Source organism: Streptomyces sp. NPDC005761 (assembly GCF_040630635.1).
GTDB lineage: Bacteria > Actinomycetota > Actinomycetes > Streptomycetales > Streptomycetaceae > Streptomyces.
The window spans coordinates 1-23,459 of record NZ_JBEXXX010000053.1 but is presented as its reverse complement, the minus strand read 5'-3'; the positions used below and the strand labels follow the sequence as shown (position 1 = coordinate 23,459).

At 68.1% G+C, this 23,459-nt stretch carries 26 protein-coding genes; 12 read left to right on the top strand and 14 right to left on the bottom strand.

Annotated features, from left to right (window positions below):
* Positions 1 to 56 precede the first annotated feature (56 nt).
* Positions 57 to 428, bottom strand: a complete 372-nt coding sequence (locus ABZ434_RS32195; RefSeq protein ID WP_359144246.1) for a hypothetical protein — start codon at positions 426 to 428, stop codon at positions 57 to 59.
* A gap of 806 nt (positions 429 to 1,234) precedes the next feature.
* Here ABZ434_RS32195 and ABZ434_RS32190 point away from each other — a divergent pair.
* The 3 genes from ABZ434_RS32190 (at position 1,235) to ABZ434_RS32180 (ending at position 2,616) form a co-directional block, all read left to right on the top strand.
* Positions 1,235 to 1,459 carry a hypothetical protein gene (locus ABZ434_RS32190; RefSeq protein WP_359144243.1) on the top strand — a complete coding sequence of 75 codons (225 nt, stop codon included), beginning with the start codon at positions 1,235 to 1,237 and terminating at the stop codon, positions 1,457 to 1,459.
* Positions 1,453 to 1,587 carry a hypothetical protein gene (locus ABZ434_RS32185; RefSeq protein ID WP_359144240.1) on the top strand — a complete coding sequence of 45 codons (135 nt, stop codon included), beginning with the start codon at positions 1,453 to 1,455 and terminating at the stop codon, positions 1,585 to 1,587. Before ABZ434_RS32190 ends, ABZ434_RS32185 begins: the two co-directional genes overlap by 7 nt.
* 519 nt (positions 1,588 to 2,106) lie before the next feature.
* Positions 2,107 to 2,616: a hypothetical protein gene (locus tag ABZ434_RS32180; RefSeq protein ID WP_359144237.1), complete on the top strand. Its 510-nt coding sequence runs from the start codon at positions 2,107 to 2,109 to the stop codon at positions 2,614 to 2,616.
* A gap of 320 nt (positions 2,617 to 2,936) precedes the next feature.
* On the opposite strand, the gene ABZ434_RS32175 is transcribed toward ABZ434_RS32180, so the two are convergent.
* Positions 2,937 to 3,104 carry a hypothetical protein gene (locus ABZ434_RS32175; protein WP_359144234.1) on the bottom strand — a complete coding sequence of 56 codons (168 nt, stop codon included), beginning with the start codon at positions 3,102 to 3,104 and terminating at the stop codon, positions 2,937 to 2,939.
* A 163-nt stretch (positions 3,105 to 3,267) separates the two neighbouring features.
* Here ABZ434_RS32175 and ABZ434_RS32170 point away from each other — a divergent pair, with 163 nt between their 5' ends.
* A complete protein-coding gene (locus ABZ434_RS32170; RefSeq protein ID WP_359144231.1) occupies positions 3,268 to 3,621 on the top strand; it encodes a hypothetical protein in 354 nt (117 codons plus the stop codon).
* Positions 3,622 to 4,237: 616 nt separating this feature from the next.
* Here the strand turns inward: ABZ434_RS32170 and pepN are convergent.
* Positions 4,238 to 6,670: an aminopeptidase N gene (gene pepN / locus ABZ434_RS32165; RefSeq protein WP_359144228.1), complete on the bottom strand. Its 2,433-nt coding sequence runs from the start codon at positions 6,668 to 6,670 to the stop codon at positions 4,238 to 4,240.
* Positions 6,671 to 6,902: 232 nt separating this feature from the next.
* Between pepN and ABZ434_RS32160 the strand changes: the two genes are divergently transcribed.
* Positions 6,903 to 7,040 carry a zinc-binding dehydrogenase gene (locus tag ABZ434_RS32160; RefSeq protein ID WP_359144224.1) on the top strand — a complete coding sequence of 46 codons (138 nt, stop codon included), beginning with the start codon at positions 6,903 to 6,905 and terminating at the stop codon, positions 7,038 to 7,040.
* Positions 7,041 to 7,681: 641 nt separating this feature from the next.
* On the opposite strand, the gene ABZ434_RS32155 is transcribed toward ABZ434_RS32160, so the two are convergent.
* On the bottom strand, positions 7,682 to 8,095 hold the full coding sequence (locus ABZ434_RS32155) for a helix-turn-helix domain-containing protein (protein WP_359144221.1): 414 nt from the start codon (positions 8,093 to 8,095) through the stop codon (positions 7,682 to 7,684).
* 100 nt (positions 8,096 to 8,195) lie between these two features.
* Between ABZ434_RS32155 and ABZ434_RS32150 the strand changes: the two genes are divergently transcribed.
* A complete protein-coding gene (locus ABZ434_RS32150) occupies positions 8,196 to 9,047 on the top strand; it encodes an alpha/beta hydrolase (RefSeq protein WP_359144218.1) in 852 nt (283 codons plus the stop codon).
* Positions 9,048 to 9,475: 428 nt separating this feature from the next.
* Here ABZ434_RS32150 and ABZ434_RS32145 read toward each other — a convergent pair whose 3' ends face one another.
* The 8 genes from ABZ434_RS32145 to ABZ434_RS32110 all read right to left on the bottom strand — a co-directional run bounded on the left by ABZ434_RS32145 (position 9,476) and on the right by ABZ434_RS32110 (position 15,362).
* Positions 9,476 to 9,742 carry a DUF4235 domain-containing protein gene (locus ABZ434_RS32145; protein WP_359144215.1) on the bottom strand — a complete coding sequence of 89 codons (267 nt, stop codon included), beginning with the start codon at positions 9,740 to 9,742 and terminating at the stop codon, positions 9,476 to 9,478.
* Positions 9,739 to 10,227 carry a DUF3618 domain-containing protein gene (locus tag ABZ434_RS32140; RefSeq protein WP_359144213.1) on the bottom strand — a complete coding sequence of 163 codons (489 nt, stop codon included), beginning with the start codon at positions 10,225 to 10,227 and terminating at the stop codon, positions 9,739 to 9,741. Before ABZ434_RS32140 ends, ABZ434_RS32145 begins: the two co-directional genes overlap by 4 nt.
* Positions 10,224 to 10,640 carry a phage holin family protein gene (locus tag ABZ434_RS32135; RefSeq protein WP_359144210.1) on the bottom strand — a complete coding sequence of 139 codons (417 nt, stop codon included), beginning with the start codon at positions 10,638 to 10,640 and terminating at the stop codon, positions 10,224 to 10,226. The genes ABZ434_RS32140 and ABZ434_RS32135 overlap by 4 nt, the downstream gene beginning before the upstream one ends.
* 435 nt (positions 10,641 to 11,075) lie before the next feature.
* Positions 11,076 to 11,795, bottom strand: coding sequence for a GDSL-type esterase/lipase family protein (locus ABZ434_RS32130; RefSeq protein ID WP_359144207.1), 720 nt, complete (start codon positions 11,793 to 11,795; stop codon positions 11,076 to 11,078).
* On the bottom strand, positions 11,792 to 12,262 hold the full coding sequence (locus tag ABZ434_RS32125) for a cupin domain-containing protein (RefSeq protein WP_359144204.1): 471 nt from the start codon (positions 12,260 to 12,262) through the stop codon (positions 11,792 to 11,794). The genes ABZ434_RS32130 and ABZ434_RS32125 overlap by 4 nt, the downstream gene beginning before the upstream one ends.
* A gap of 82 nt (positions 12,263 to 12,344) precedes the next feature.
* Positions 12,345 to 13,181 (bottom strand): helix-turn-helix domain-containing protein, encoded by an 837-nt coding sequence (locus tag ABZ434_RS32120; RefSeq protein ID WP_359144201.1) that lies wholly within the window; start codon positions 13,179 to 13,181, stop codon positions 12,345 to 12,347.
* Positions 13,182 to 13,638: 457 nt separating this feature from the next.
* Positions 13,639 to 14,211 carry a GNAT family protein gene (locus ABZ434_RS32115; protein ID WP_359144198.1) on the bottom strand — a complete coding sequence of 191 codons (573 nt, stop codon included), beginning with the start codon at positions 14,209 to 14,211 and terminating at the stop codon, positions 13,639 to 13,641.
* Between the two features lie 269 nt (positions 14,212 to 14,480).
* Complete coding sequence (locus ABZ434_RS32110) at positions 14,481 to 15,362, bottom strand: LysR family transcriptional regulator (protein ID WP_359144195.1); 882 nt, start codon at positions 15,360 to 15,362, stop codon at positions 14,481 to 14,483.
* A 60-nt stretch (positions 15,363 to 15,422) separates the two neighbouring features.
* Between ABZ434_RS32110 and ABZ434_RS32105 the strand changes: the two genes are divergently transcribed.
* Positions 15,423 to 15,788, top strand: a complete 366-nt coding sequence (locus tag ABZ434_RS32105; RefSeq protein ID WP_359144192.1) for a DoxX family protein — start codon at positions 15,423 to 15,425, stop codon at positions 15,786 to 15,788.
* Positions 15,789 to 16,251: 463 nt separating this feature from the next.
* Entirely contained in the window at positions 16,252 to 19,158 is a 2,907-nt protein-coding gene (locus tag ABZ434_RS32100; RefSeq protein ID WP_359144189.1) for a BTAD domain-containing putative transcriptional regulator, read from the top strand.
* 266 nt (positions 19,159 to 19,424) lie between these two features.
* Here the strand turns inward: ABZ434_RS32100 and ABZ434_RS32095 are convergent, their stop codons facing one another.
* Together ABZ434_RS32095 and ABZ434_RS32090 are read right to left on the bottom strand one after the other, a co-directional pair.
* Complete coding sequence (locus ABZ434_RS32095) at positions 19,425 to 19,763, bottom strand: thioredoxin family protein (protein ID WP_359144186.1); 339 nt, start codon at positions 19,761 to 19,763, stop codon at positions 19,425 to 19,427.
* 321 nt (positions 19,764 to 20,084) lie between these two features.
* Positions 20,085 to 20,492, bottom strand: coding sequence for a helix-turn-helix domain-containing protein (locus ABZ434_RS32090; RefSeq protein ID WP_359144182.1), 408 nt, complete (start codon positions 20,490 to 20,492; stop codon positions 20,085 to 20,087).
* A gap of 83 nt (positions 20,493 to 20,575) precedes the next feature.
* Between ABZ434_RS32090 and ABZ434_RS32085 the strand changes: the two genes are divergently transcribed.
* From ABZ434_RS32085 to ABZ434_RS32070, 4 genes are all read left to right on the top strand, one after another.
* Entirely contained in the window at positions 20,576 to 21,484 is a 909-nt protein-coding gene (locus ABZ434_RS32085; protein ID WP_359144179.1) for an NAD(P)-binding domain-containing protein, read from the top strand.
* Between the two features lie 230 nt (positions 21,485 to 21,714).
* A complete protein-coding gene (locus ABZ434_RS32080) occupies positions 21,715 to 22,149 on the top strand; it encodes a VOC family protein (protein ID WP_359144176.1) in 435 nt (144 codons plus the stop codon).
* Between the two features lie 295 nt (positions 22,150 to 22,444).
* Complete coding sequence (locus ABZ434_RS32075; RefSeq protein WP_359144173.1) at positions 22,445 to 22,963, top strand: hypothetical protein; 519 nt, start codon at positions 22,445 to 22,447, stop codon at positions 22,961 to 22,963.
* Between the two features lie 196 nt (positions 22,964 to 23,159).
* Positions 23,160 to 23,372 (top strand): hypothetical protein, encoded by a 213-nt coding sequence (locus tag ABZ434_RS32070; RefSeq protein ID WP_359144170.1) that lies wholly within the window; start codon positions 23,160 to 23,162, stop codon positions 23,370 to 23,372.
* Positions 23,373 to 23,459 lie beyond the last annotated feature (87 nt).

Here is a 23,459-nt window from a genome sequence, read left to right as displayed (position 1 = left end):
GATCCGGCTGCACTCTCCCGGCTTCATGTGTGAGCAGCCGCCTCCGTGGCAGCCGGTCAGCCGAGGTCATCCTCGATGAGAGACGTGGCCGTGCCCGCCTCCAGGTCCAACAGGAGCAGTTCCCCTTCGAGGAAGGAGCCGCCGTCGTAGTCCCCCGTGCCGACTGCGAGGAGGGGCAGCCCGGGATGGAAAGCCATGGCCCGCACCGGGTGGCGCGCATGGATAAGGGCACGGCAAAGCAGATCACCGGTGCCATGGACGCCAACTGGCGAAGTGCTGCCGAACGTGTCCACGCCCGCCACTGGTACGTGCGTGCCTGCGACTGCCAGCAAACCGCGGCCCTCGTCATCGACGGCCAGGACGGGATCACCGACCTCGGCGAAAGGGCGGTCACCGAGGATGCGGTCGATGCGGAGCGAAACGGTCATGGTGGTGATCATCGCAACGGCCAGAAGCTGCGGGAACCCTGGACTCAAAGATTCGAACAGAGGAACTCGACGAAGACGGACGCTGAGAACCGGCCCTCCGAACACCCCACTGAGGCCGCCTCGGCCGGTTCGCCTCCGACATCCCCCAGCGCCGACGCGGCCGGCCAGTGGTCACCGCCTCTGCGAATGTCGTCCTGCGTCACGTCGTCAAGGACGCCCTCGGCAACAAGTCCGCCTTCAAGGCGTCCCCCACCTGCAGCCCGGCGACCATGTCACTCTGCGCGCCGCACACGGCACGGATCCCGACGCCAAGAACGTCGTCCACCAGCGGACCGCGGCACTCATCCCCACGTAGGCGCATGGCACGTGGGACGTCGGCCTTTTCGGCAACGGCGGAACTTGACAGGTCCCACCACAGTACGCTGAGACGGTGCTGCTCCCCACCGTCCCGCGCACCCGCCTGCGTGCCGCCGATCAGCCAGCTATCGAAACGCCATTCGGCCCGCTGACCTTCACCACGACCATCGGTAACACCAGGCTTCCGCTGAAGCCCGATGGGCAGTTCCAGCTGCCGGGCGACCGCCTGCTCGCCCGCTGGGTAACCCCCATGGCCCACGTCGAGCTGCTGCTGACCCCGTACGATCCCCGACTCGACCCCGAGAGCTGGGGGCCGCTGACCGGCTGCCGCGCGGCAGTGTGGCGGGTCGACGCCCTTTCGCCGCTCAGCCGGGTGCAGTTCTCGGCGGGGCTTCCAGGGAGTGTCCGCGGAGGGTACGACGGGGGGGCAGGCACTGGCTGCGATCACGGTGGAGGACGAAAGGACCCGGCTCACCATCGGGGGCAACGATGAGGAGGCGATCTGCCGGGCCGCCGACGTGGGAGAGGTACCCAGACGGTGGGCTGCGCTGATCGACGAGGTGCACAGTCCTTCGTTCAGCTCGTGGGGCGTGGACTACGGCCACTACCACGGCATGTCCTGGGCGCTGCCCCCGATGACGAGGCCGGCGACCACTGTGCGCTTCCCGTGGTAGCAGCCTGGACCTCGGCCTCCGACGAGAGTACGAACACCTGGTACGCCGTCATGCGATCGCCAACGGTGCTGCTGAATCAGGTCATGGTCGAGCTGGAGAAGCGGGCCGACACTTCGGACGCGGGCTGACCAGGGTCTGAGTCAGAGGTGTTTCAACGAGGCGGGGACGGTGCCGTGGAAGACGTAGGCATGCTGGTCATGGCGTGTCGCGACGGCCCTGGAGTGCTTGGGCCGGCTAATCGTGCGTTCGACCTCGTTCCGGCGTTCGTACATCCCCTCGTCGAAGTCCGCAAGCCGGCCTCCGCAGGTTCCGCGAGCCGGTGGTCGGGCCGCTGGTGCCTCGGCTCCGGGATGGTGGGCCTGATCTGGCGTCTACGCAGGTATCGACGATGCGGCGCGAGCCGACAGCCTTCTCGCGGCCGGGGCGGGGACGCGGATGCCAGCCACCTGGGTGCTTGACCCTGATAGCCCTCCACGACCCGGATCGGCCGGGGGCTGCCCCCGACCGGCCGGGCGCGATCAGCATCGCCGATTGACGGCGACCGCCTTCCCCGGCAAGTTCGATCACCGAATACTGAGCATGACCCGCCTGTCCCGTGCGGAGATCAGTGCTGTCCCGATGATTGAGGGAGGTGGCGGGTGTCCCCTATGGACTTCTACGCCCACGTCGCCGTTTGCGGTGAGGTTCTGGGAGTTGGTCTCGATGCCGAACCGGAAGCCTGGGTGGCCGCCCTGGGGGCGACATGCCTCGATGTTCCCAGTGGGGCCCTACTACGGCGGGACTACGGGCTCGTGGAAATCAACTTCTCGCCGGACCAGCCAGGGCGGCTAGGCAGAATGTCGTGCTTCGGTTTCGGCGTGAAGATCCAACGCCTGCTGTACGACCAGTCGCCGGACACAGTGCCGCCCCCACTCTCGCGGGAGTACGGGAAGTTCGCGCCCAGAGTCCCCTTCAAGGAACTGCGAGCCGCTGTCCTGGCCCTGGGCCACACGATCGAACCCGACAAGCAGAACACATCGAGTGACATGGACTGCTATCGCGTATCCGCATCCGCCGCCCGCATCCACGTCGTCGCTGACCCTGACCCGTACGGGTCGGGCGACCCGGATCCTGAGGGACATCGGAGGGGCGACGTCTGGTCTGTCGACGTGTGGTGACCGGTCGGCGACCTCTCGGCAGCGTGCGCGACGCATCGTCGCCACGAGGGGCGCCGGACAACCATCACGTGCGCGGCGGGCAGCGATCCGAAGGGCCCCATGGTGTGGGTGCGGCATGGGCGCGAGTGAGGCTCTACAGGTCGAACTCCATGTGCTGGACGTCGGTGGGCTCCCCGAGGTGTCAGCCCGCCCGGCGGCCGCCATGGCTGCTTAGGTGAAATCGATCTCGCCGGACTGAGATGCGCCTCTTCTGCGAGCGGGGCCGCCGCGCTCTTGCGTCCGCATCCAGCCCGGCCGGCACCGCGCAGGCCCGGGACGGCTCAACCGCCCCAGAAGATGCGCTCGATGACCATGGCCACGCGGTCCTCGTCGTTGCCGGGTACCACCTCGTCGGCGACCGCCTCCAGGATGGGACGACGGGCATGGACGGCATCGGCATCACGGCTGCCACCAGGACCGAGCACGGGGTTCGGGCGGAACCGATCCACGACCCTCTCAGCGGTGCCTCTCAAGTCCCGGTGCCGTTGCGCCATTCGCATCAAGCAGAATCGATTCGACAATGCCCGATCGAGGGAGACCGTGTTCAGCCCTTGAAGGCTGGGGCATCCGTGGCACCGACCAGACGATCAACCAGGAACAGGACGGTCCACCGTGTCTCTTCGCTCCCTCACTGCTGCCGCCGGTGCCGCAGCCGGCGCAGTCGTTCTGCTCGTGGCCGTGCCCGGCTCGGCGTTTGCCGCGAGCGGCCAGTTCCGCTACTCCTACACCACCGCGGACGGGTACGAAGCCGTCGGCTTTCTGAACAACCCCGCCAGTGGCCAGTGCATCAACCTCGCTACCCCGGCCTCCGAGCCCGGCACCGTCTCACGAGCCCCCAAGAACCACACCGACGCTACCGCCACCGTCTTCCTCGGCTCCGACTGCGAGGGTGGCACCTATTACATCCTGCCGCCCGGCAAGGGCGCCTCCGAGCGCCTGCTCGTACGCTCCGTCGTCTTCTCCTGAGAGGCGAGCCGCGCCACCGGTGACGATCTGCCGGCGTAGCGGCTCGTTCGCTACCCTGCCGCGTGTTCACGGGGACGGCCGCATGAAGAGGCCCGCCTCCCCGTGGGCCGCGGGCCGGGTACGAACCTGCCCGCGCCGGCCCGCCGGGCACGGCGATCTCCAATGAGCAGCACCTCGTGAAGCACCGCTGGCAGCCCACCGCGGCCCGAGAGCCCCGCACGGCCGCGGCTGTTACTCAGCGTGCCACACACCACACACGCGAGCCAGAGGACAGGAAATGGCGGAACCGCAGTGAAGGAGCGTGTGACGGGAAGACCGTGAGTCCGTTGTCAGCAAGGATCAGCACACGGAGTTCGGTCTGCTGTCAGACAGAGCGGCGGCGCTTCTCCGAGTTTCTGCCGCCATGGATTCACGGCGTTCCGCGCAGCCTTTCACCTACGTCGGTGGACTGGGGCCCCGATTGTCGCCCGGGGCTGCGAGACAGGCAGGCAGTTCGCAAGGGGATCTGCCGGCCTCGGCCTGTTCATTGCGTGCGCGCGTGCTGGCGTGCTGGCGTGCTGGCGTGCGAGTCGCCCACGGGGTGGGCGCACGGAGAAGGCACCCGCGCCGCAAGCCCTCAGCCGCGGGAGCGCAGCATGCGGCGCATCCGGTCGGCCCGGTCCAGGAGGTTCGTGCGGACGACCGGGACAACCCGTGCCGCCAGGTCTTCCGCTCGTTCTACGAAAGTCAGGTCGATACCGAACACCGGGAAGAGGCTTTTGGTGTACGTCAACGCCGGCATGGTGCCGCTGCGGTGGATGGTTTGCACGAGATCGAGGTAGGCCTCCGCGTGGGGCCTCAGCAAGTCGTCCTGGCCGGCGCTCCAGAACGGCGTCGCAACTGAGTGGACCGAAGCGATAGGCACCGCGCGGTCCATCACCAGCATCTGCCACACCGCATTCTTCTCGGCCGCGTCCGGGGTCGCGGCGCTGACCTGGAGCCTGCTGACCCACGCATCGGGATCCGGGTCGCGGTCGAGCAGAGCCTGTGCTTCGGTTGCGACCGGGCTTCCGAGCTGAGCCTTGCGAACCAGTGCGCGCCACTGGAGATCGACGTCGTCCCCGGCCTGGGTCTGGAGCCAGGCAATCTCCTCCGGTTCGGTCGCCGTGCGAGCGAAGCCACGCAACGCCGCTTTGTGGCAATCACCGCGGCTGGAGAGCGTGCGGCAGGCCGCAGCCACTGCTCGCAGCAACTCGTCCCGCTGCGACTCCGGGCTCCACAGATCTGCCGCCTCGACAGCGAGGTTGAGATACGGCTCGATCACTGACGCCGAGGTCTCGACAGCCAGCACTCCGGTCAGGCACTGCACAGCTTCGGCGGCTGTTGCCTCGCCGTTGATCAGCATGTCCCAAGCCGTGGTGACGGCGACTCCCCGAGCGGTCGCAGTGGGGAGGCGGGCGACGTTGCGGAAGAACGCGTCTCGGGTCGTGGCGTCTGGTCTCGTCGAGGCGAAAGTCAGGTCTTCATCGTTGACCAGATACAGGTCGGCCCCTGGTGGCAGGTCGAGTCGGATTCGTTCGCCCACTACCTCTACTTCGACGAGTGCCATGCGCTCGAGGTGGTCCCCTGAACGCTCGTAGGCGCCGACGGCAAGTACATGCGGGCGCGGCCTGCCACCCGGGCCCTGAGCGACCAGGACGAACCCGTCCTCGTCGTGGTCGAGAGTCAGCCGGTCAGTACCCGCTGTTTCCAGCCATCCCGTGCGCCACTGGTCCAGGTCACGTCCGCTGGCGTCGGCGACCGCGTCGATCAGGTCCTGCAGCGTGGTGTTGCCCCAGGCATGCGTGGCGAAATAGCTGGTGAGACCTGCGGAGAAGTTCGCCTCACCGACGTACGTCATCAGCTGGTGCAGTACGGACGCGCCTTTGGGGTAGGTGATGGCGTCGAACGTGGCTTCCGCCTCGGAGACGTCGCGGACAAGCTGACGGATCGGATGCGTCGTCGGTCCCTGGTCCATGAAATAGGCTTTGAGCTTTTCGCCCGCCAGATGTGCCGTCCAGGCGTCGGTGTACGACGTCACGCTCACCGCGGCCCAGTTGCTCGCGAACTCGGCGAACGCCTCGTTCAGCCAGAGATCGTCCCACCAGCGCATGGTGACGATGTTGCCGAACCACATGTGAGCGAGTTCGTGCAGCAGGTACCGCGAGAAGATGTCCCACTCCGCTCTGGTCGGAGTGGTCCTGCGCAGGAACCAGTCCATCCAGGTGACGCAGCCGAAGTTTTCCATCGCGCCGGGGTATTCGGGCGTGAAGACCTGGTCGTACTTGTTCTGCGGAAACGGCATACCGAACTTGCCGGCGAAGAACTCGAGTCCCTGGGTGGTGAGGGTGAACAGTTCGTCGGCGTCACGGTCCAGGATCGACGCCAGCGACTGCCGGGCGAATAGCCCGAGATCATGACCAGCTCCGTGACGACGCAATTCGTAGTACGGGCCCGCGTTGATCACGGTGTTGTACGTCGCCAGCGGCGGCGTCGGTGGGAAGGTCCAGCGTCGCACGGAGCCGAGCTCTTCGATCTGCGGGTCACCGCTGTTGCTCAGCACCCGCCAGCCGGCAGGAGCGGTCACGGTGAATGCCCACGGCGCCTTGAGGTCCGGTTGATCGAAGCAGGCCAACACGTGGTGGGCGTAATCGGGAGTGAAGTCGGTGAAGAAGTACGTCTCGCCGTCGGCCGGGTCGACTGCCTTGTGCACGCCCCAGCCGTCCGGCGAGCACTCCGTCAGTGAGACCACCGTCAGGACGTTGCGCTCGGCAAGATCGGTCAGCGTGATCCGGCCCTCGGCCGCCGACCGCAGCACGGCGCCGTTGAGCGTCGCGCTTTCAACGGCCGCCGGACAATCGACAAAGGTCTCGGCCACGGGCCGGTGACACGTAAAGGTGATCGTCGATTCGAACCGGGCCCGCGAACCGGTCATCACCTCCGAAAGATCGACGGCCACGTCATACCGCTCGACCGTCAGCAGCCTTGCGCGCCCCTCTGCCTCGGTCTGGGTCAGACTCTTGCCGCTCATCACTTTTCCTCTCGGAGATCTATTCATTCGCTGCGAACCACCCGCTCAGCAGCAAGAGGCTCGTGTGTCCATCGCGTCGACTATCGTCCGGTTGGCGGCCTACTCCCCGATATGGAGGACAGAGCACCCGAAGACGATAAATGATCACCTTCCAGCTGCACCGGGTAGCCCCTCCTCCTCCCTCCCATGGAACCTGGCGAGCAACCGATAGAGGTCCTGGCTCTCATCGGACTTGCGCATCCAGCAGCTCGCGGACGAGGGACGACTCGTCCCGCGCGTGGCCAAGGTCCTGCCTGCGGAGGAAGCCGTTGAAGCACACCGGCTGCTGGAGGCCGGTGGCCTACGCGGGCCCATCGACCTCACCTTCTGACGCTCCCAGCGGGTCGTCGCCGCACCTGCTCCGACCTGCACGCGGACCCATCCGTGTGCAGCGACAGCCTTCACCAGCCCCAAGGGCGTTCGATCGTGGGGGCGGCGCTTGCATCGCGCCGTTCGTCGGTCTGTGCGGGCGCCGGAGGTGGCGCGGTGGGGGGCACTGCCCAGCCTCGACACCAGCGGCACGCAGCCGGTGGGCGAGGAGAGCCAGCTCGGGCGTCGCCCCTGAGTACGTTCCAGCCCGGATCCGCTGGAGCATCCTCTTCGTCCGGGCCAGATCTCCGGCAAGTTCGGCGCGAAGAACCTTCATCACGAGGACCGGGGCGGCCAGAGGATCAATGAGTACGAGCCGCGCCTCGCCGTGCTCGGCCAGAATGCGTCGGCGCAGGTCGTCGAATAAGGAGCTTCCCCCCTGGCCCGCACTCGTACAGTGCGTCACCGCAGCCGGAGCAGTGGTGGCCGATGTCCCACTCAAGGCTCTGCCCAACCAACGCCTGTACGCCGACGCACTCCAGCTCCGAGCCGCAGCCCGAACACCGTGCCGGGCACCTGACCGACGCGATCAGCACGACTTGTCCCATCCACTGGCACGACCCTGACGACCCCGACTCCCGCGCCCTGAGGTTGAAGGGCAAGCTAGTCGGGGGACGACTCATCGGCGAGCTGGTTGCTGCGGTCGATCTCCGGCATGTGTGTCTCGGCCCAGACCCGAAGGGCGGAGAGTGGCCCTTCGAGGGACAGGCCGAGCTCGGTGAGCCGGTAGTGGACGGCGGGCGGCACGGTAGGTTCCACTCGGCGCGCGACCAGGCCGTCGCGGACGAGGCTCTGCAGGGTGACGGACAGCATCTTCTGGGAGATACCGGAGATACGACGCCGCAGTTCCGCGAAACGGAGCTCGTCCGGCGCCTCCTCGGCCAGGACCTTGACCGCCATCGACGTCCACTTGGTGCCGAGCCGGTCGAGCAACTGGCGGGTCGGACAGAGCGGATTCAGCAAATCGCCCCGCTCACCGGGCCGTCGGCCCGGTTCGGCGGGCCTTGATGTGGTCACTCGGGGCTCACCACCTGAAGGGAAAGTGCCGTCTTGGAGGAACCAGGATAGTTCCCTAGCGTGACGTGGTCACCATTCCTCACCACATCTGGAGCACTCCATGCCCGAGCTGCGGCGCGTCCCCGTCAACGGTGTCGAACTGAACGTCGCCCTCGCCGGATCGGGCCCGGCCGTCCTGCTGCTGCACGGTTTCCCGCACACCTGGGAGCTGTGGACGGACGTCATGGCCGGCCTGTCCGGCCGTTACCGCGTCATCGCGCCCGACCTGCGTGGGTTCGGCGCGAGCAGTGGGACCGCCTCTGGGTACGACGCGGGCACCCTGGCCGAGGACGCCGCGGCGCTTCTCACCACGCTCGGCCTGTCCTCGGCTGCGGTGGTGGGCATCGACGCGGGTACCGCACCAGCCTTCCTCCTCGCCCTGCGCCGCCCCGGTCTCGTCCGGCGCCTGGTTGTCATGGAGTCCGTTCTGGGCGGCCTGCCCGGCGCCGAGGACTTCCTTGCCGACGGTCCGCCGTGGTGGTTCGGCTTCCACTCCGCCGCGCCCGGCCTCGCCGAAACCGTATTGGAGGGCCACGAGGCCACCTACGTCGACTGGTTTCTGAGCACTGGGACGCTCGGCGACGGGGTGCGCCCCGCCCTTCGGGACGCCTTCGTCCGCGCATACACCGGCCGCCAGGCGTTGAGCCGCGCGTTCTCGTACTACCGGGCGCTACCCGAGAGCGCGGTACAGATCGAGCAGGCGGTCGCCACTGCCCGCCTGACGGTGCCGACGATGACGTTGGGCGCCCGGCCCGTCGGTGCGGCACTGGAACGCCAGCTCCGCCCGATCACCGACGATCTCTCCGGACACGTCATCGAAGACTGCGGCCACATCATCCCGCTGCACCGGCCGCGCGCCCTGCTCACACTGCTGCGCCCGTTCCTTGCCGGTGACGACGCAAAAGCAACGTAGCGGGGTCCGGGAGGCCGACTCTCGAAACACGCCCTGCAGCTTCTACCGCACCAAGGCCTTCGACCACGGCGCCCGCCTGGGCATCGATGTCCAAGTCACCCACCGCTGCCGATCCAGGCTGGGACGGCACCCGGACCGTCTCCACGTTCCGCACGCAAGAGCCGGCGATTACCCCGAGCCCTCAAGACCCTGACAAGCTGGTACGGGAGGCCGCGCGGATCCCGATCGACGAGGCCCTGATCCGCTTGGCCGCCCACCCACCCCGCCGACGAGCGAACCGCTCATGGCCTGCCTGACCGCCACGGCACCGCCCGGCACGCTGTGGCTCTGGCCCGGCGGCCCCGCAGGACCCACCGGTCGGGATCCGACCCGCGGCGGTCTCCCACGCCTGATGTCGAGCACGGGGGGAGGGCTCGAACCGGGGCAGGTCACGCCGGCCAAGTGCCCGTGACACGCCGGGTCGCCTGGGCGCCCGAGCGTTCGACCGCCGCCTTGACTACGGCGAAGATCGCCCCCTGTACGGCAGCGGCGAGGAGGATCTGCCGCCATTCGCGGTCCTCGTCCAAAGCGTCGGGGGCGTCGCCCTCGCCTTCGACGAGCTTCCACGTCTGATTGAACACGGCGCGCGCGATCATGCCGCTGACCGCGCCGAGGGCGAACCCCACCGGCTTGTAGGCAATCTTGGACGCCTTCATCGGTTGCGCCCACGGCTGCGGCGTACCAGCAGGAAGGCGATCACCAGCGCACCGCCCGCGAGGAGCGGGGCGCGGTTGGCTCGGGCGGTTCGCGCGGCCCGGTCCGCCTTCTCCAGCAGCGGATCGGGAGTCCTGTCCGCCGCGAACTGCCCCGCCCGGGCCGCACCCGCCCGCACCTGCGCGGCGGCCTGCGCCGTCCTCTCCTGCAGGGCGTCCGGAGCCCTGCCCTTCACCAGCTGCGCGGTCTGTGCCGTCTTCTCACGGATCTGTGCGGAGGCCGATGCGGCCTGCTCCTTCACCGCGGCGGTCTTCTCCGCAGCCTGCTCCTTCACCGCCGCCGCCTTCTCCTTCGCCTGCGCCTTGACGTCGGCCTTGCCGGCCAGCGCCTCGACGGTCTGCCCGAGTTCGTCACGCGTCCGCTCGACCTGCTCGCGCAGTTCCTCGGGAGTGGGCGCGCCCATCTTGTTCTGTGATTCGTCGTTCATCGGTGAGCCTTCTCCTTGACCTCGGCCAAATCGGCCTTGACGCTGTCGATGGTCTGTTCGGGGGCGGGGGTGCCTGCGCGGTTGATCTGCTTCTTCCCCGCCAGGGCGGCCACACCGGCCACCACCGCCAGAACCGCGGTGACGATCAGGGCCGCTGCCCATAGGGGCATTGCCAGCGCGAGTGCCGCGATGGAGGTCCCCACCAGCGCCTGGGCTGCCAGGATGCCGAAAAGTCCCGCGGCACCGAACAGGCCGCCGCCCTTCCCGAAGCGCTTGCCCTTCTGAGTCATCTCCGAACGTGCCAGCTGCATTTCCTCACGGACCAGTTCCGAGATCTGCTGCGAGGCACGCGAGATCAGAACCCCCACCGGCTCGTCGCCGGTTGTGGGGGCCCGCCGTTCTGCTGTGCTCATGATGAGGTCACCTAGCTCTTCTCGATCGGTCGGAATTACGTGGAAGCGGGCCGCCTCGACGGAACCTCCGCATCCGGATGGGTGCGCCGTTGTCGTCCGGCTACCCACCAACCGCGTCCGCATCCGTCCCACGGGGTGTGACCGCGATACGCGCCAAAGAGGCAACGGGATGATCTTGAAGCCCCGCCCTTGGCGGTGATCCTGCCGCGCTTGTCAGGTGGGCAGAGGTCCTCCACCTTGAGGCACAACACCTCGTCGGCCCGTGCGGCGGGCAACGGCGGGACGGGGCCGCAACCTGCGCCCGTAGCCGGCGCTTTTGTCCCGCGCCCATGACGAGCAGCGCACGGTGTCTTACCGATCGCACCGAGCTGCTGCCCGAAGCCATGCCACCTCCGCGCGGTAGATGGCATCCGACTGGCCGGGCGCCGGAATCAGCTACGCGCTCCGGGTCAGCAGACCGGCGTCGATGACCTCAGCGATAAGGGTGGCTCCGCGGCTGTTCTGGTGGATGTGGTCGGTCGTGAGCACGAGACCTCGCCGCCGCGAGATCGTGTCGAGGCTGCGGCGCAGCACTGCGTGCTGGACGAGGACGCCGACGCCCGCTGCGGGCGTCACCTCCCGGTATGCAATCGGCGGCGGGTCCGCTCGGCGCAGTTCCTCGATCTGGCGTTCGTGGAGCGGTAGGTAGGCCACCTCGTTGGTGGCGGCGACCTCGGCGATCATCCGGCTGTACGCCTGCGATGCCTGTGCCGCTGCTCCGTCGAGTTGTTGGCCGAGTACCGGTAGCGACAGCAGGCCGATCGTCGCGTGGGTCTCCGCTCGCAGCCGTGCGACGACGTCTCCCAGGCACTGTTGGAACCAGCCGGCCGAGGGGCGATCGGGGAGCTGTTTGCGCTTCATGGCCTGCTCGACGGGGTAGCCGGCAAGGCTCGCTCGGGCGTCGTTCGTCCCGATCAACACGGTGATCACATCGGGTGGGTTCGTGACGACAGCATCGAGCCGCTGCAAGAGGTTGTAGGCGAAGTCGCCGTTGGCGCCGAAACGGGCAAGCTGCACGCCACCGGGAGCGTGGCGTCGTCCGAGAAGATCCAGGTAGTCGACGCTGAACTGCGCGCGGGTGAGGCTGTCGCCGAGGCACGCGATGCGTGTCGTCACGGCGCTTCCTCCGGGCTGGGCGTGCCGACGCGTTCGGTCGGGCGGGTGTCGGTCCGAGGACGGTGGTCGGTGCCGAGGGTCGCAGTGATGGCCAGGATGGACGTCGGCCCCTCCGTGTCGACCACGTGCCATACCCCGGCCGGGTTGATGGTGGCCTCGCCCGGCCCGAGCAGAACGTGGTCGGGCACCCCGTCCACGTCGCGAGTGACCGTCACGGACCCGCTGAGGCAAACGACCAGTTCGTCGCCGGCAGGGTGGCTCTCCCAATGGTCACCCAGCCCGTCGCCGTCGAAGATCATCACCATCCGGCCCTCGGCGCCGTCTGCCGCGACCGCGGCGCTGTAGGCCCGGAGCACCTCCGGTTCCCAGGTGAAACCCTCGACGGGTTTCGCTCTCGATCCCAGACCGAGGTGCACGGGGGTGGTCCGCAGGTCCATGGCATTGCGTTCGTGGTTGTCGAGTCTCATGCCGACGATCGTCCACGACAGCGATCGGGCGGTCTTGAAGAAAAGGGAAGAGAAGCCGACGCGAAGGCCAGACGGTTGACGGCTACCCGGCTCCGAGGAGGACTTCGCTGCGACGCCAGGCCGTAGGCGATCGGCCCGTGAACTCGCGCCAGTCCCGAACGAGATGGGCCTGGTCGGCATAACCGGAGACGGTTGCCACATCGCCCCACGGGAGCGGGTCCTGCGCCGCCGCCAGTTCGTGCGCGTGCTCGAAGCGCAGGACTCGGGCGAAGGTCTTCGGCGACAGGCCCACCTCACCGCGAAACCGCTCGGTGAGATACCGACGGCTCCAGCCGAGCTCCGCGGCGACCGCACCGACCTGGACGCAACCCCGCGCGGCGACGAGGCGGCGCCATGCCTCGGCTACCTCGGGGCGCGCCCAACGCACATGGTCGCCGCAGGCGCCACGGCCGACAGCTCGGAGGAGCAATTCGTCCAGCGTGGTGAACCGCGCCGCCCATGTTGTCGCCGATCGGAGCCGGTCGACCAGCTCGACGGCAAGCGCTCCGAGAAGCTCGTCAAGTGGAACCAGTCGGTGGGCGAGCTCGGCGGACGGCATGCCGTAGATGGCGCGGGCCCCGAGCGGTGTCAGCGCTACCTGAACACCTTGCTGGCGTCCGTCGTGGTGAATCGCGACGGACCGGCACATCAGACCGCCGGCCACGCTGCCGAATCGGGTGACCGGTGACCCCTCGTCAACGCCCGCCGCCACCTCCAAAGGATCTGACAAGCTGATCACCGCAGTGAGCGCGCGGCTCGGCGGGCCGCAGTGCACCCCCGTCGGGAGCCCGCGGAGGTCGAAGCCGACATACGAGTCGACGTACTCCCGCAAGACGGGCGCCGGACGTGCACCGATCCCGGTGGCCGTGTGGTCCTCCATTTTCGTCAGTGTACGAGCCGCCCAGCCCAGGAAGATCACCTACGAGGGAGCAGGGCCGAGGAGCGCGCCACCGCCGCGGCCAGGTCCCGGGAGCCGCCGAGTTGATCGCGGACGGCAACGGCGAGTACCGCGGTACCTGCCGGCGCATCCTCGACGCCGGCCACCCCGTCCTGACCGTCCCCGACCCGGGGCTTGGGTATCCGCGTGCACGGTGGTCGGCTGCACCTCGGAGGTGTTCTTCAGCAGGCCCGTCCGAGACGTGGTGGTAAGCGATTCCCCCGGCTTGCCCTACCTGACGCTCGCCTGAACTCCGAGCTCGTGATCCGCATGAGCTCCTCGGCAAGCCCACCCACGAGGCATCGGTCAACGTCACCCGCGCTCGTCTCGGACGCCTCCCCGCCAAGGTTTCCTCACCCGACCCCGGACGCGACCTCTGCCAGAGGCGGATGTCACGCCCCTAAAGGGCTGGGGTCGGCATGGTCGACGGCCGCCACTCTCGCCTGAGCAGCCCGAACACCCACGAGTCGGACACCTCGCCGTTCACGACGCAGTCTTCCCGCAACGTCCCTTCCCGCACGAATCCGATCTTCTCCAGAACCCGGGCAGATGCCACGTTGCGCGTATCGGCCTCGGCTTGAACCCGGTTCAGGTCCAGTGTCTCGAATGCCCACTGCAGCAATGCATGCGCAGCTTCCGTCGCGTAGCCGTGGCCCCACATCGCCTCGTCGAGGACGTAGCCCAACGACGCGCTGCGGTAGCCCGGATCCCATTGAGTCAGACCGCACCAGCCGACGAAGGCCCCGTCGGAAGCGCGGTCGATGGCCACCCTCGCCCCAGTACCTTCGTCCGCCATCTTCCCGCACATCGCGATGAAGCGCTCAGCGCGAGTCCGTTCGTTCCACGGCGCGGAGTCCCAGTACCGCATCACACGAGTGCTGCTGTGCAGCGCGAAGAGGAGGTCAGCGTCGGCGTCGGTGAAGGGCCGCAGTCGTAGGCGCGCGGTGGGCAATGTGGGAGTGGCCAAAGTCATGCGCACCATCTTGCGTCCTCACAGTGCGAGCAGGACACCGAATATCCGGCCCCGGTCCGGTCCTGACTCACCCCGGACGAGTCCACTTCCCGAAGCGGGCTCAACGCCCTCCGAGTGCCATCGGGATAGGCGCGGTCGGCGGCCCCGGCCCATCCGCACCCCGTCCCGGTCGCCGCAGGTTTCCTGCGGGCGAGCCGTTCAACGCGGCAGGCGGCTGGTGTGATGCCGATCCGGCCGACCAGCACGCCGAAGGCGCGCCGGATCCGACATCAACTCCTGCTCAGCCGAAGGGCGATGGCCTTCAGTAGCTCGTCCAGCACCACTTCGCGCGTCCGCCCCCGAGGCCGGGCCAGCCCCACCCGGCTCGGTGAAACCCCGCGGACTGGACGGAACACCACACCCGGGTGCGCGTAGAAACGGGCCGCCGACGCCGGGGCCAACGCCACGCAGCCACCGGCCACCGCTCCTAGCCACTCGTCGGGACGGCTGGTGACAGCGCCGACCCGGACGGGGTGCCCGTCCCGCTCTTCCGCCGCCAGCCAGTGCTCCCTCCAGACTCCGGTCCCGTCTCCGGCCGCGACAAACGGCTCGTCCCACAAGTCCCGGAACTCCACCGTCTCGCTGTTCGCCAGCGGATGCCGAGCCGGCAGCAACACCCCACGCTCCTCAACGAACAACTCCCGTACCGCCAAGCTCTCCTGCCCCGGGAACGGCAAACGCACCACCGCCGCATCCACCTCACCCCGGGCCAGCCCGACGCTCGGATCGGACCAGTCGAACTGCCGCAGTTCCACCCGCCACTCCGGCTGCGCCCGGCGGAACTCGGCGATGACCTCAGAGACGGCACCCACTGCGCCCGCGTCCAGGAAGCCCAAGCGCAGCACCCGCGCCGCCCGGCCGGCTGCCTGTACCGCCTCGTCCCAGCCGTCCAACAGCGCGGGCACCCGCGAGGCGAGCTCACGACCAGCCTCGGTCAACGCCATCCCCGACCGCGAACGCGTGAAGAGCCGCACCCCGAGATCGTTCTCCAGGCGTCGGATCTGTTTGGTCAGCGCGGGCTGCGAGACGAACAACCTCTGTGCTGCCCCGGTCAGGCTGCCCTCATCCGCCACTGCGGCAAAGTACCGGAGCAGGCGCGTGTCCACGTCCATGCCATCAGGTTATAGAAGCAGGTATTGGACGGCGCGGTAGAGCCCGCGAACCCTGAAGGCATGAACGGTACCCAGCTCGCGTTCCTCGTCGTCACCCTCCTCACCGCCGCCGTCAACATCGGCATCGCCGCCGCCGACCTCGCCGGAGCGCGCTTCGTGCTGGCCAACTCGACGGAGGTGGGTGTCCCCCGATCCTGGCTGCCCCGGCTGGCCGCCCTCAAGCTGGCAGGTGCTGCGGGCCTCCTCCTCGGCCTCTGCGACGCCGCACTGCGCCCCATCGGCGCTGCGGCGGCCTGCGGTCTCAGCCTGCTCTATCTGGGCGCGCTCGTCTTCCATCTGCGAGCCCGTGTGCTCTACAACCTCGCGTTTCCCGGTTTCTACTTCGCCACCGCTGCCGCCTCGCTGGCCTTGAACGTGTCCTCCTGATGGCGGCACCCGGGGGCTGCGCGCACCTACCGGGCGGCCGTTCAGAGCAGCCCCTGCGCTACCTCCCATGCCACCGGAATCGCAGCTCCGGACAGCAGCACGAGAAGGCACCCGCCGCCTGTCCTGCCCGGGTTGTTCATCCTCCTCACCGCTTCGACGCCACCTTGGTGAAAGGCCTCCCCTGCTGCCAGTCCCCAGCAGTAGCCACACTCGTCGCCGTCCATGAGATGCCGGCAGTCCGGGCACGTTCGCATGTCACTCCTCTGATGCTGGTTTCTTCCCGGCTCGCTCGTGCGGCGGATCGAGGGTGCGACCTGGAGCGGCCCGCTCCCCCGCCGGCTGCCCACGGCAGTGCGGCGATTCGCCAACTCCCTTTGGCTGAAGGTCCTCCACGAGCCGATCGGTTGACTCGGTTTCTGAGCATCACCATGGAGGGGGGTGATGCAATGCTGATGAAACTTCGATGAAGCAGGGAAACGGAGGCCGCGCGATGGACGGGGAAGGTGCTCGGGGGCTCCGGATCGCCCTGCTCGGGCCACTACGGGCCTGGCACGGCGATACACCCTTGGACCTGGGGCCGGTCCGGCGGCAGGCGGTGTTCGTCGCCCTGCTGTTGCGCGCGGACACGCGGGTGAGCCATGAGACGTTGCTCGACGACCTGTGGGACGGAAAGGTGCCGGGGTCGGGACACAAGGTCCTGCCGAGCCACGTCCACCCCCTGCGCAAGGCCCTCGACGTGTCGGGCACCGGACCGGGCGAGTCGGTGATCCGCAGCGGGAAGGGCTGGTACAGCTTCGACAGCCGGGCGGTCCGACTCGACGTGACCGAACTGGAGAAGCGGGCCGACGAGGCACGGCAGGCGAAGCAGAGCGGCGACGCGACCGCCGCGATGGACCGGTACGCCGCAGCTCTCGCCCTCTTCCGTGGTGAGCCGCTGACGGGCCTACCGGGACGGCGCGCCCAGGAGGAACGGCTCCGGTTGCTGGAGCGCCGGCTCTCTCTCAGGCTGGAAAGACTCACGTACCTGGTACTGCTCGGCCGCGCTGCCGAGACGATCGACGAACTGGCCGCGCTGGCCACCTCGGAGCCCCTCAACGAGTCGGTACTGGCGCTGCACATGCGCGCCCTGTACGCCGGCGGCCGCCAGGCAGAGGCCATGAACGCTTACCAGACCATGCAATCGCGTCTGCGGGAGGAGCTCGGCATCGATCCCGGCCGGGAGCTCCGCCGAATCCATGACGCGGTGCTGCACCAGGACGAGACGCGCCTCTTCGGTCCGGCCGGGGCGACCGCGCCCACGGCTCCCGCGCCGCCTCCACTGCGCCGCCCGCTCAACGAGCTGCCGGGGGACGGCGGGCGCCTGATCGGGCGGGAGGCCGAACTGGCACAGCTGACCGCGCCCTCCCCGCCCGGATCCGTGTCGATCGTGACGGTGGACGGCACGGCGGGGGTCGGCAAGACCGCCCTTGTCGTCCGGGCGGCCCGCGAGTTGAGCGCCCAGTACCCGGACGGCTGCCTGTTCGTGGACCTCCGCGCGTACAGCACTCAGCGCCGGCAACCGCCCGAGCAGGCGCTTCAGCGGTTGCTGCGGTCGCTGGGCCAGGCCAACAGTCAGCTGCCGAGCGATCTTGACGAACTCACCGCTGTCTGGCGAGCGGCGACCAGTTCCCTGCGGCTGCTGCTCGTGGTGGACGACGCCCTGGACATCGATCAGGTGCGGCCCCTGCTGCCCGCGGGAGACGACAGCAGGGTGCTGGTGGCAGGCCGGCGGCGGCTGACGGAACTGGACGCTGACCGGCGGGTCACCCTGGAGCCCCTGGACAGCACAGACGCGGTGGCCCTGCTTACGCACCTCATCGGGGAGAACCGCACAAGCAGTGTGCCGGCGGCCACCCGAAGGCTGATCAGGCTGTGTGACGGGCTCCCCCTGGCGCTGCGTATCGCCGCCTCCCGGCTCCAGAGCCGCGGCTCCTGGTCGGTGGAGTACCTGGTGGGCCGGATGGCGGGCGACGAACGGCGGCTCGGCGAACTGAGCGTCGGTGACCGCAGTCTGGAGGCCGCCTTCCGGCTGTCGTACGACCAGCTCGACACGGAGCAGCAGCGCGGCTTTCGAGCCGTGGGGCTGGCACCGACGGTCGAGTTCGACCTTCGGACGCCGTCGACGATGCTCGACCGGCCGTCCCACGAGACCGAAGAAGTCCTCGAGAGCCTGGTCGACGCGAGCCTTGTCCAGCAGCCGCGGCCGGGCCGCTACCGACTGCACGACCTGGTGCGTCTGCACGCGCGTCGCGTCGCGGAGTCCGCACCGCACGAAGCGGCCACCAGCCGCACGGCCGTACTCGGTCTGTACCTGGACGCGGCCCGCACCACCAGTGACTGGGGGCCCCGCGGCTTCCCCACCGGACCCGCGCCCGTCGGCGTCCACTTCGCGAGCTGGCAGGAGGCTGAGGCGTGGCTCGACGCAGCCGGTGGTGAACTGGTCGACGTCGTCGGACATGCGGCGGCACTGGGCGAGGTGAACCACGCCTGCTGGCTCGCCGAAGCACTATGCGACTACTTCGTACGGCAAGGCCGCTACCACGAGTCCCGAACGACGCTGGAGATGGCCCTCGCCTGTGCCGACAGGGCCACTGACGAACGGATGCCCGCAGCGCTGCGGAACTGCTTGGGTTACACCGCCGTGTACCAGCGGCAGTACACACAGGCCCGTGCGCTGTTGACCGAGGCGCTGGACATCAGCCGGAGCCTGCCCTCCCCGCACGAGGAGGCCCGAGCGCTCGCAGGGCTCGGAGCCACGGAGTTGAGCCTGGGGCAAGGCGACCGGGCGGTCTTCCACGCCACCAGGGCTGTCGATTTGGCCACGAGCCTGCGCAGTGACTGGGTCGCCTCGATGGCGAACGTCATCCTCGGCCTGGTCCATTACTTCCAGAAGCGGAACGATGAGGCCCTGGCCTGCTTCAACGAGGCCCGCACCCACGCCGAGCGCGACGGCCGGCCCCGCATGCTGGGCCGGCCGCTGAGCTGCGCCGCCGACGTCCACCTTCGCCTCGGCAGGTACCGCGAGGCCCGGCACCTGCTCCGTCAGGCGGTCGACCTGGTGCAGCAAGGCGGGGACATCTTCCTGTGCGCGCGCAGCCTGACCCGACTGGGCACGGCCGAGCAGGGCACAGGGAACCTGACGGAGGCCATCGGCCTCCACCTCCAAGCGCTGCAGGTGCAACGCACGCTGCTGTCCCCGCTCACGGAACCCAGCTACGACTGGCTGGAGACGGACATCCGCAGCCGTCTGGGTCGCACCTTCACGGCAGCGGGCCGTGTCCGCGAAGCCCACGAACAGTTCCAGGCGGTGCTGGACGCGCACAGCGTCTGAGTCGCCAGGCCGGGGTGGGGTGGCAGCTGGTGCTGCCCCCTCTTGCCGGTACGCGGACGAGCGGGTGATGATCCGTTCCCGGCGGGGTACGGACGTGGCCATGGCGTTCCGGAGGTCACCGCAGCGGCCGCCGCACTCCCCCGTGCACCTGGGACTCGAAGGGGTTATGTGACCCGTGGAGGTGTAGCCCCAAGGCGTCTCAGGCGGCGCAGCTCTCATGGACGAGAGACGTGACGGGCGTCGCGGCCACGTGCCGCAGTGGCCGCTCAGAGGTGGCCATCCAAGAACTTCCGCATCTCGGTGATGGTCATGGGCCCCGTGCCGTGCGCCACCGCCTCTCCCTCCTTCAGCAGGACGTAGGACGGAGCTCCGGTGATCCCGTATCGCTCGGTTGCGGCCGGACAACGCGTGATGTCGGCACGGACGGCCGTCACGCGGCCCGTGTAGTCGTCGGCGATGCCTTCCACGACGAGGTCCATCACCCGACAGGGCTCGATTGCCTTGGGCCATGTGCCGGTGAAGTATGCGAGGACCGGCACTCCGCTCATCCCGAGGATGAAATTGAACTCCGCATCCTCACGGGGTCGGTGTACCCGCTGCGCCATGGAATCTCCTGACCTCATGTTCCGTCGTTCCATTCCCCATCATCCCCTGCGCGGTGTGCCAGGCCGACCCGCCGGTCACCCAGCTGCAGCCGCCGCTCGCCCGTGGGTGAGCTCGTGCCTGGACAGCGCTCACCACGAGCCGAGCGCCGGAAGACCGGATACGGCACCGCCTGGACCGTCGACGCCCTCGACCACGCTCTGCGCAAGGAGACGCGGCGCATGGGCTCTGGCCAAGGGCTGACCCAGGGGTTATTTCACTGAGAAAACCTCAGTAGTTGCTCCCAGAGGAATTGAACCCGCCCCGTAGCACACCGACAACGATCACCCGCGCGACGGGGAACCGGTGGAGACGACGTCGTAGCCGTGTTCGGTCTCGGCTACGCCCACCGCTTCGGAGCCTTCGCGACGCATGCGCTGAGTCCCCCAGGCGCCGAGCGGCCCGAGCGCCTGATTGAGCGTGCGCCCGTGCTCAGTCAGGGAGTACTCCACCCGCGGGGGCACCTCGGCATAGACCTTCCGGTGCACAAGCCCGTCCACCTCCATCTCACGCAGGTGCTGCGTCAGCATCTTCTCGCTCACTCCCGGCAGACCGCGACGGAGCTCAGCAAAGCGGCGTACGCCATGGGCGTCGAGTTCCCAGAGGATCAATCCCTTCCACTTGCCGCTCACCACGTCGAGCGCAGCGTCGATGCCACAGATGTAAGGCCCGCGTCTCGGCGCCTTGGCCATCACTGATCCCCTTACTAAAAGGTAAGTACCGCAGAAAATAGTGGGTACTTCCGAGAATAGGGCCGCTCTCCGAGCATGGAGGGGTGAACGAACAACAGAACCGCACCACCAGGCAAAAGAGCGCTGTCACCGTGATCGGGCTTGGCCCGATGGGCCAGGCGATGACACGCACCCTCCTCGCTGCCGGCCACCCGGTCACCGTCTGGAACCGCACGGCCGGCCGGGCCGAAGGCGTCGTCACCGACGGAGCCTCGCTGGCGGCGACACCCAAGGAGGCGGTCGAAGCAGCCGACCTCGTGATCCTCAGCCTCACCGACTACCAGGCGATGTACGACGTCCTCGACAACGCCACCGGATTGCTCGCGGGCCGGACTCTGGTCAACCTGAGCTCTGACACTCCCGACCGCACACGCGAGGCGGCAACCTGGACAGCGGGCCACGAGGCCACGTTCCTCACGGGAGGTGTCATGGTTCCCGCGCCGATGGTCGGCACAGAGGCAGCCTATGTCTACTACAGCGGCAGCGACGAGGCGATGAAGAGCCACCTGGCGACGTTGACGCTGCTCGGTGCACCAAAGTACCTGGGCGACGACCCGGGCCTCGCCCAGATGATGTACCAGGCCCAACTCACGTTGTTCCTCACCACCCTGTCCGGACTGATGCACGCCACCGCGATGCTGGGCACCGCAGGAATGAAGGCCCAGGAAGCACTGCCGGAGTTGCTCTCCGCCGCCGACTCGATCGGCGCCATCCTGAGGGCTGGTGAAGAGAACCCCGGCGCCGCGCTTGATGTCGGAGAGCATCCAGGCGACCTCAGCACGGTCACCATGATGGGTGCGACATCCGACCACATCGTCGAGACGAGCATGTCACTCGGCCTCGACCTCGCGCTCCCGCGGGCCGTGCAGGCCCACTATCGACACGCGGTCGAGGACGGACATGGCAGCGATAACTGGACTCGCATCATTGACAGCATCCGAGGACCGCGCTGACCAGACACGGGCGCCGGTTCACCGTCCGCCGAGGACGCAGGTAGGTGGTGCTGTCCCGTAGGTGGTCTTGGGTACGCGAGGGACGGCTGATCGGATCCTGGGCCCCAGGGCCACCGACCTCGGTTCGCCCCTGTGACCGCACGACACGGCAGCGGATGGCAGGGCCCTCCTCCCGACAACGTATGGGACCACCCGCCCAGGGAGAGCAGGGCCCCTGTTATCGTGCGCCGATGTCAACGATCAAGCAGTTCCAAGTGACCTTCGACTGCGCGGAACCCGCGCGTCTCGCCGCCTTCTGGTGCGAGGTGCTGGGGTACGTCGTACCGCCCGTCCCGGACGGCTTTGCCACGTGGGAGGAGTACCACCACTCGCTGCCGCCTGAGGAGCAGGAGATCTACTTCGCTTGCACTGATCCCTCGGGTGTGGGGTCGCGCGTGCTCTTCCAGCGAGTTCCCGAAGGCAAGGTCGTGAAGAACCGGGTGCATCTTGACGTGCGGGCCGGCGCCGGGCTCGTGGGTGACGAGCGCCTGGCCACACTTGAGGCCGAGTGCGCACGGCTGATGGCGCTCGGCGCGAAACACGTGCTGACGCAGCGCGCCGATGGCGTCAACGAGTCGTGCATCACGATGCAGGACATCGAGGGCAACGAGTTCTGCCTCGCCTGAGCCTCCCTACGAGGGGAGGCAGAAGGTCCGTCGGCCCCTCGTACGTGGCCCTGAGCCGTGGGAAACTGCTCATCGAGGACTATCTGCAGTGACGGGCAGCGGGTGCGGACGCGATGCGGATGGCTGTGGTCGACGTCGAGGACCATGAGTGCCGTTGCTGTCCGTTCGACAGCGGCAAGCCGGCTCCCGGACCAGTGGCTGAAGCCGTTGACGGAGGTGACGTCGCAACGGCACGGGAGTCGGCGTCAGGTGTACGGATTTCTCTTGGCGGCCCTCGTCTCCATACGGTTGCTTCATGACTGATGACGGTGTGGTCGCAGACGAGGCGATCCGTGCAGCGTGGGATTTCTACCGAGTCCTGGAGAAGCGCACTTCCGTAGAGGAAAGACGGCAGGCGCAGCAGCGAATTCAGGCTGTGACGGAGGTCTTGGGGCGTGAGGAGATTTCCCGGGGCACGGTCTTCCTGGTGGGCGTGCTGACCGGATACCTCATCGTCGAGCAGCGAGGCGGGGAGGACCGCCTGGATCCGCTCAGTGATCTCATCCCCGCTGTGATTCGCAAGCTCCCCTCCTTCGAGTCGGCGGACCCGACACAGGTGCCGATGGCCACCGGTGTCCTCATGGCCGCTGCGATGGGTATGGACACAGTGACATGGCGCGATCAGTTCGGGACGATCCCGCCGAACGAGGCAATGGTGCACAGCTTCGTGCTGTGGCTGCTCGCCGACCTCTTCGACTCCATGACCGATCAGCCCCGCGCCATCGACGAGCTGATGCGGGAGACCTTCGACTCCATGGCCGCCGAAGGCAGCTGACGTACGCAGAGTCCCCTGTCGCCTCCGGCACGATGGGTTTCCGATGAGGCCGACCGGTCGGCAGGGGGCGCACCCTCAGGTGGGCATGTTTCCGGTACCTCGCCGCGCGCGACACCACCGGTTGGCCTCTGTGAGGAATCCGACGTGCCCTCATATGCTCCAGGCTCGGCTCATCCGCTCTGTTCCAGGAGGTGTCGTGCCACCCGACGTCAAATTCTGCTACACCTGCGACTCCGACGAACCACACCGTCCGCTCACCGGGGACGAAAAAGTCTGGCTGAAGAACCGAACGGGCCGGAAGAACGTCGACGGGTTCGTCATGTGCAAGGCGCCGAGCTGCCGCAACGTTCGTAGCGGGTTCAACAAGCGGCCCTTTGATCCTGTCATCCGCGTGCCCCTGCCCGACTGACAGTGATGATGTGAGTGGTGGTTCTGCTGATGCGTCTGACTCGCCGACTGACTGACGTCTTCGACTGTCTTGTTTGGGATTTGTCGG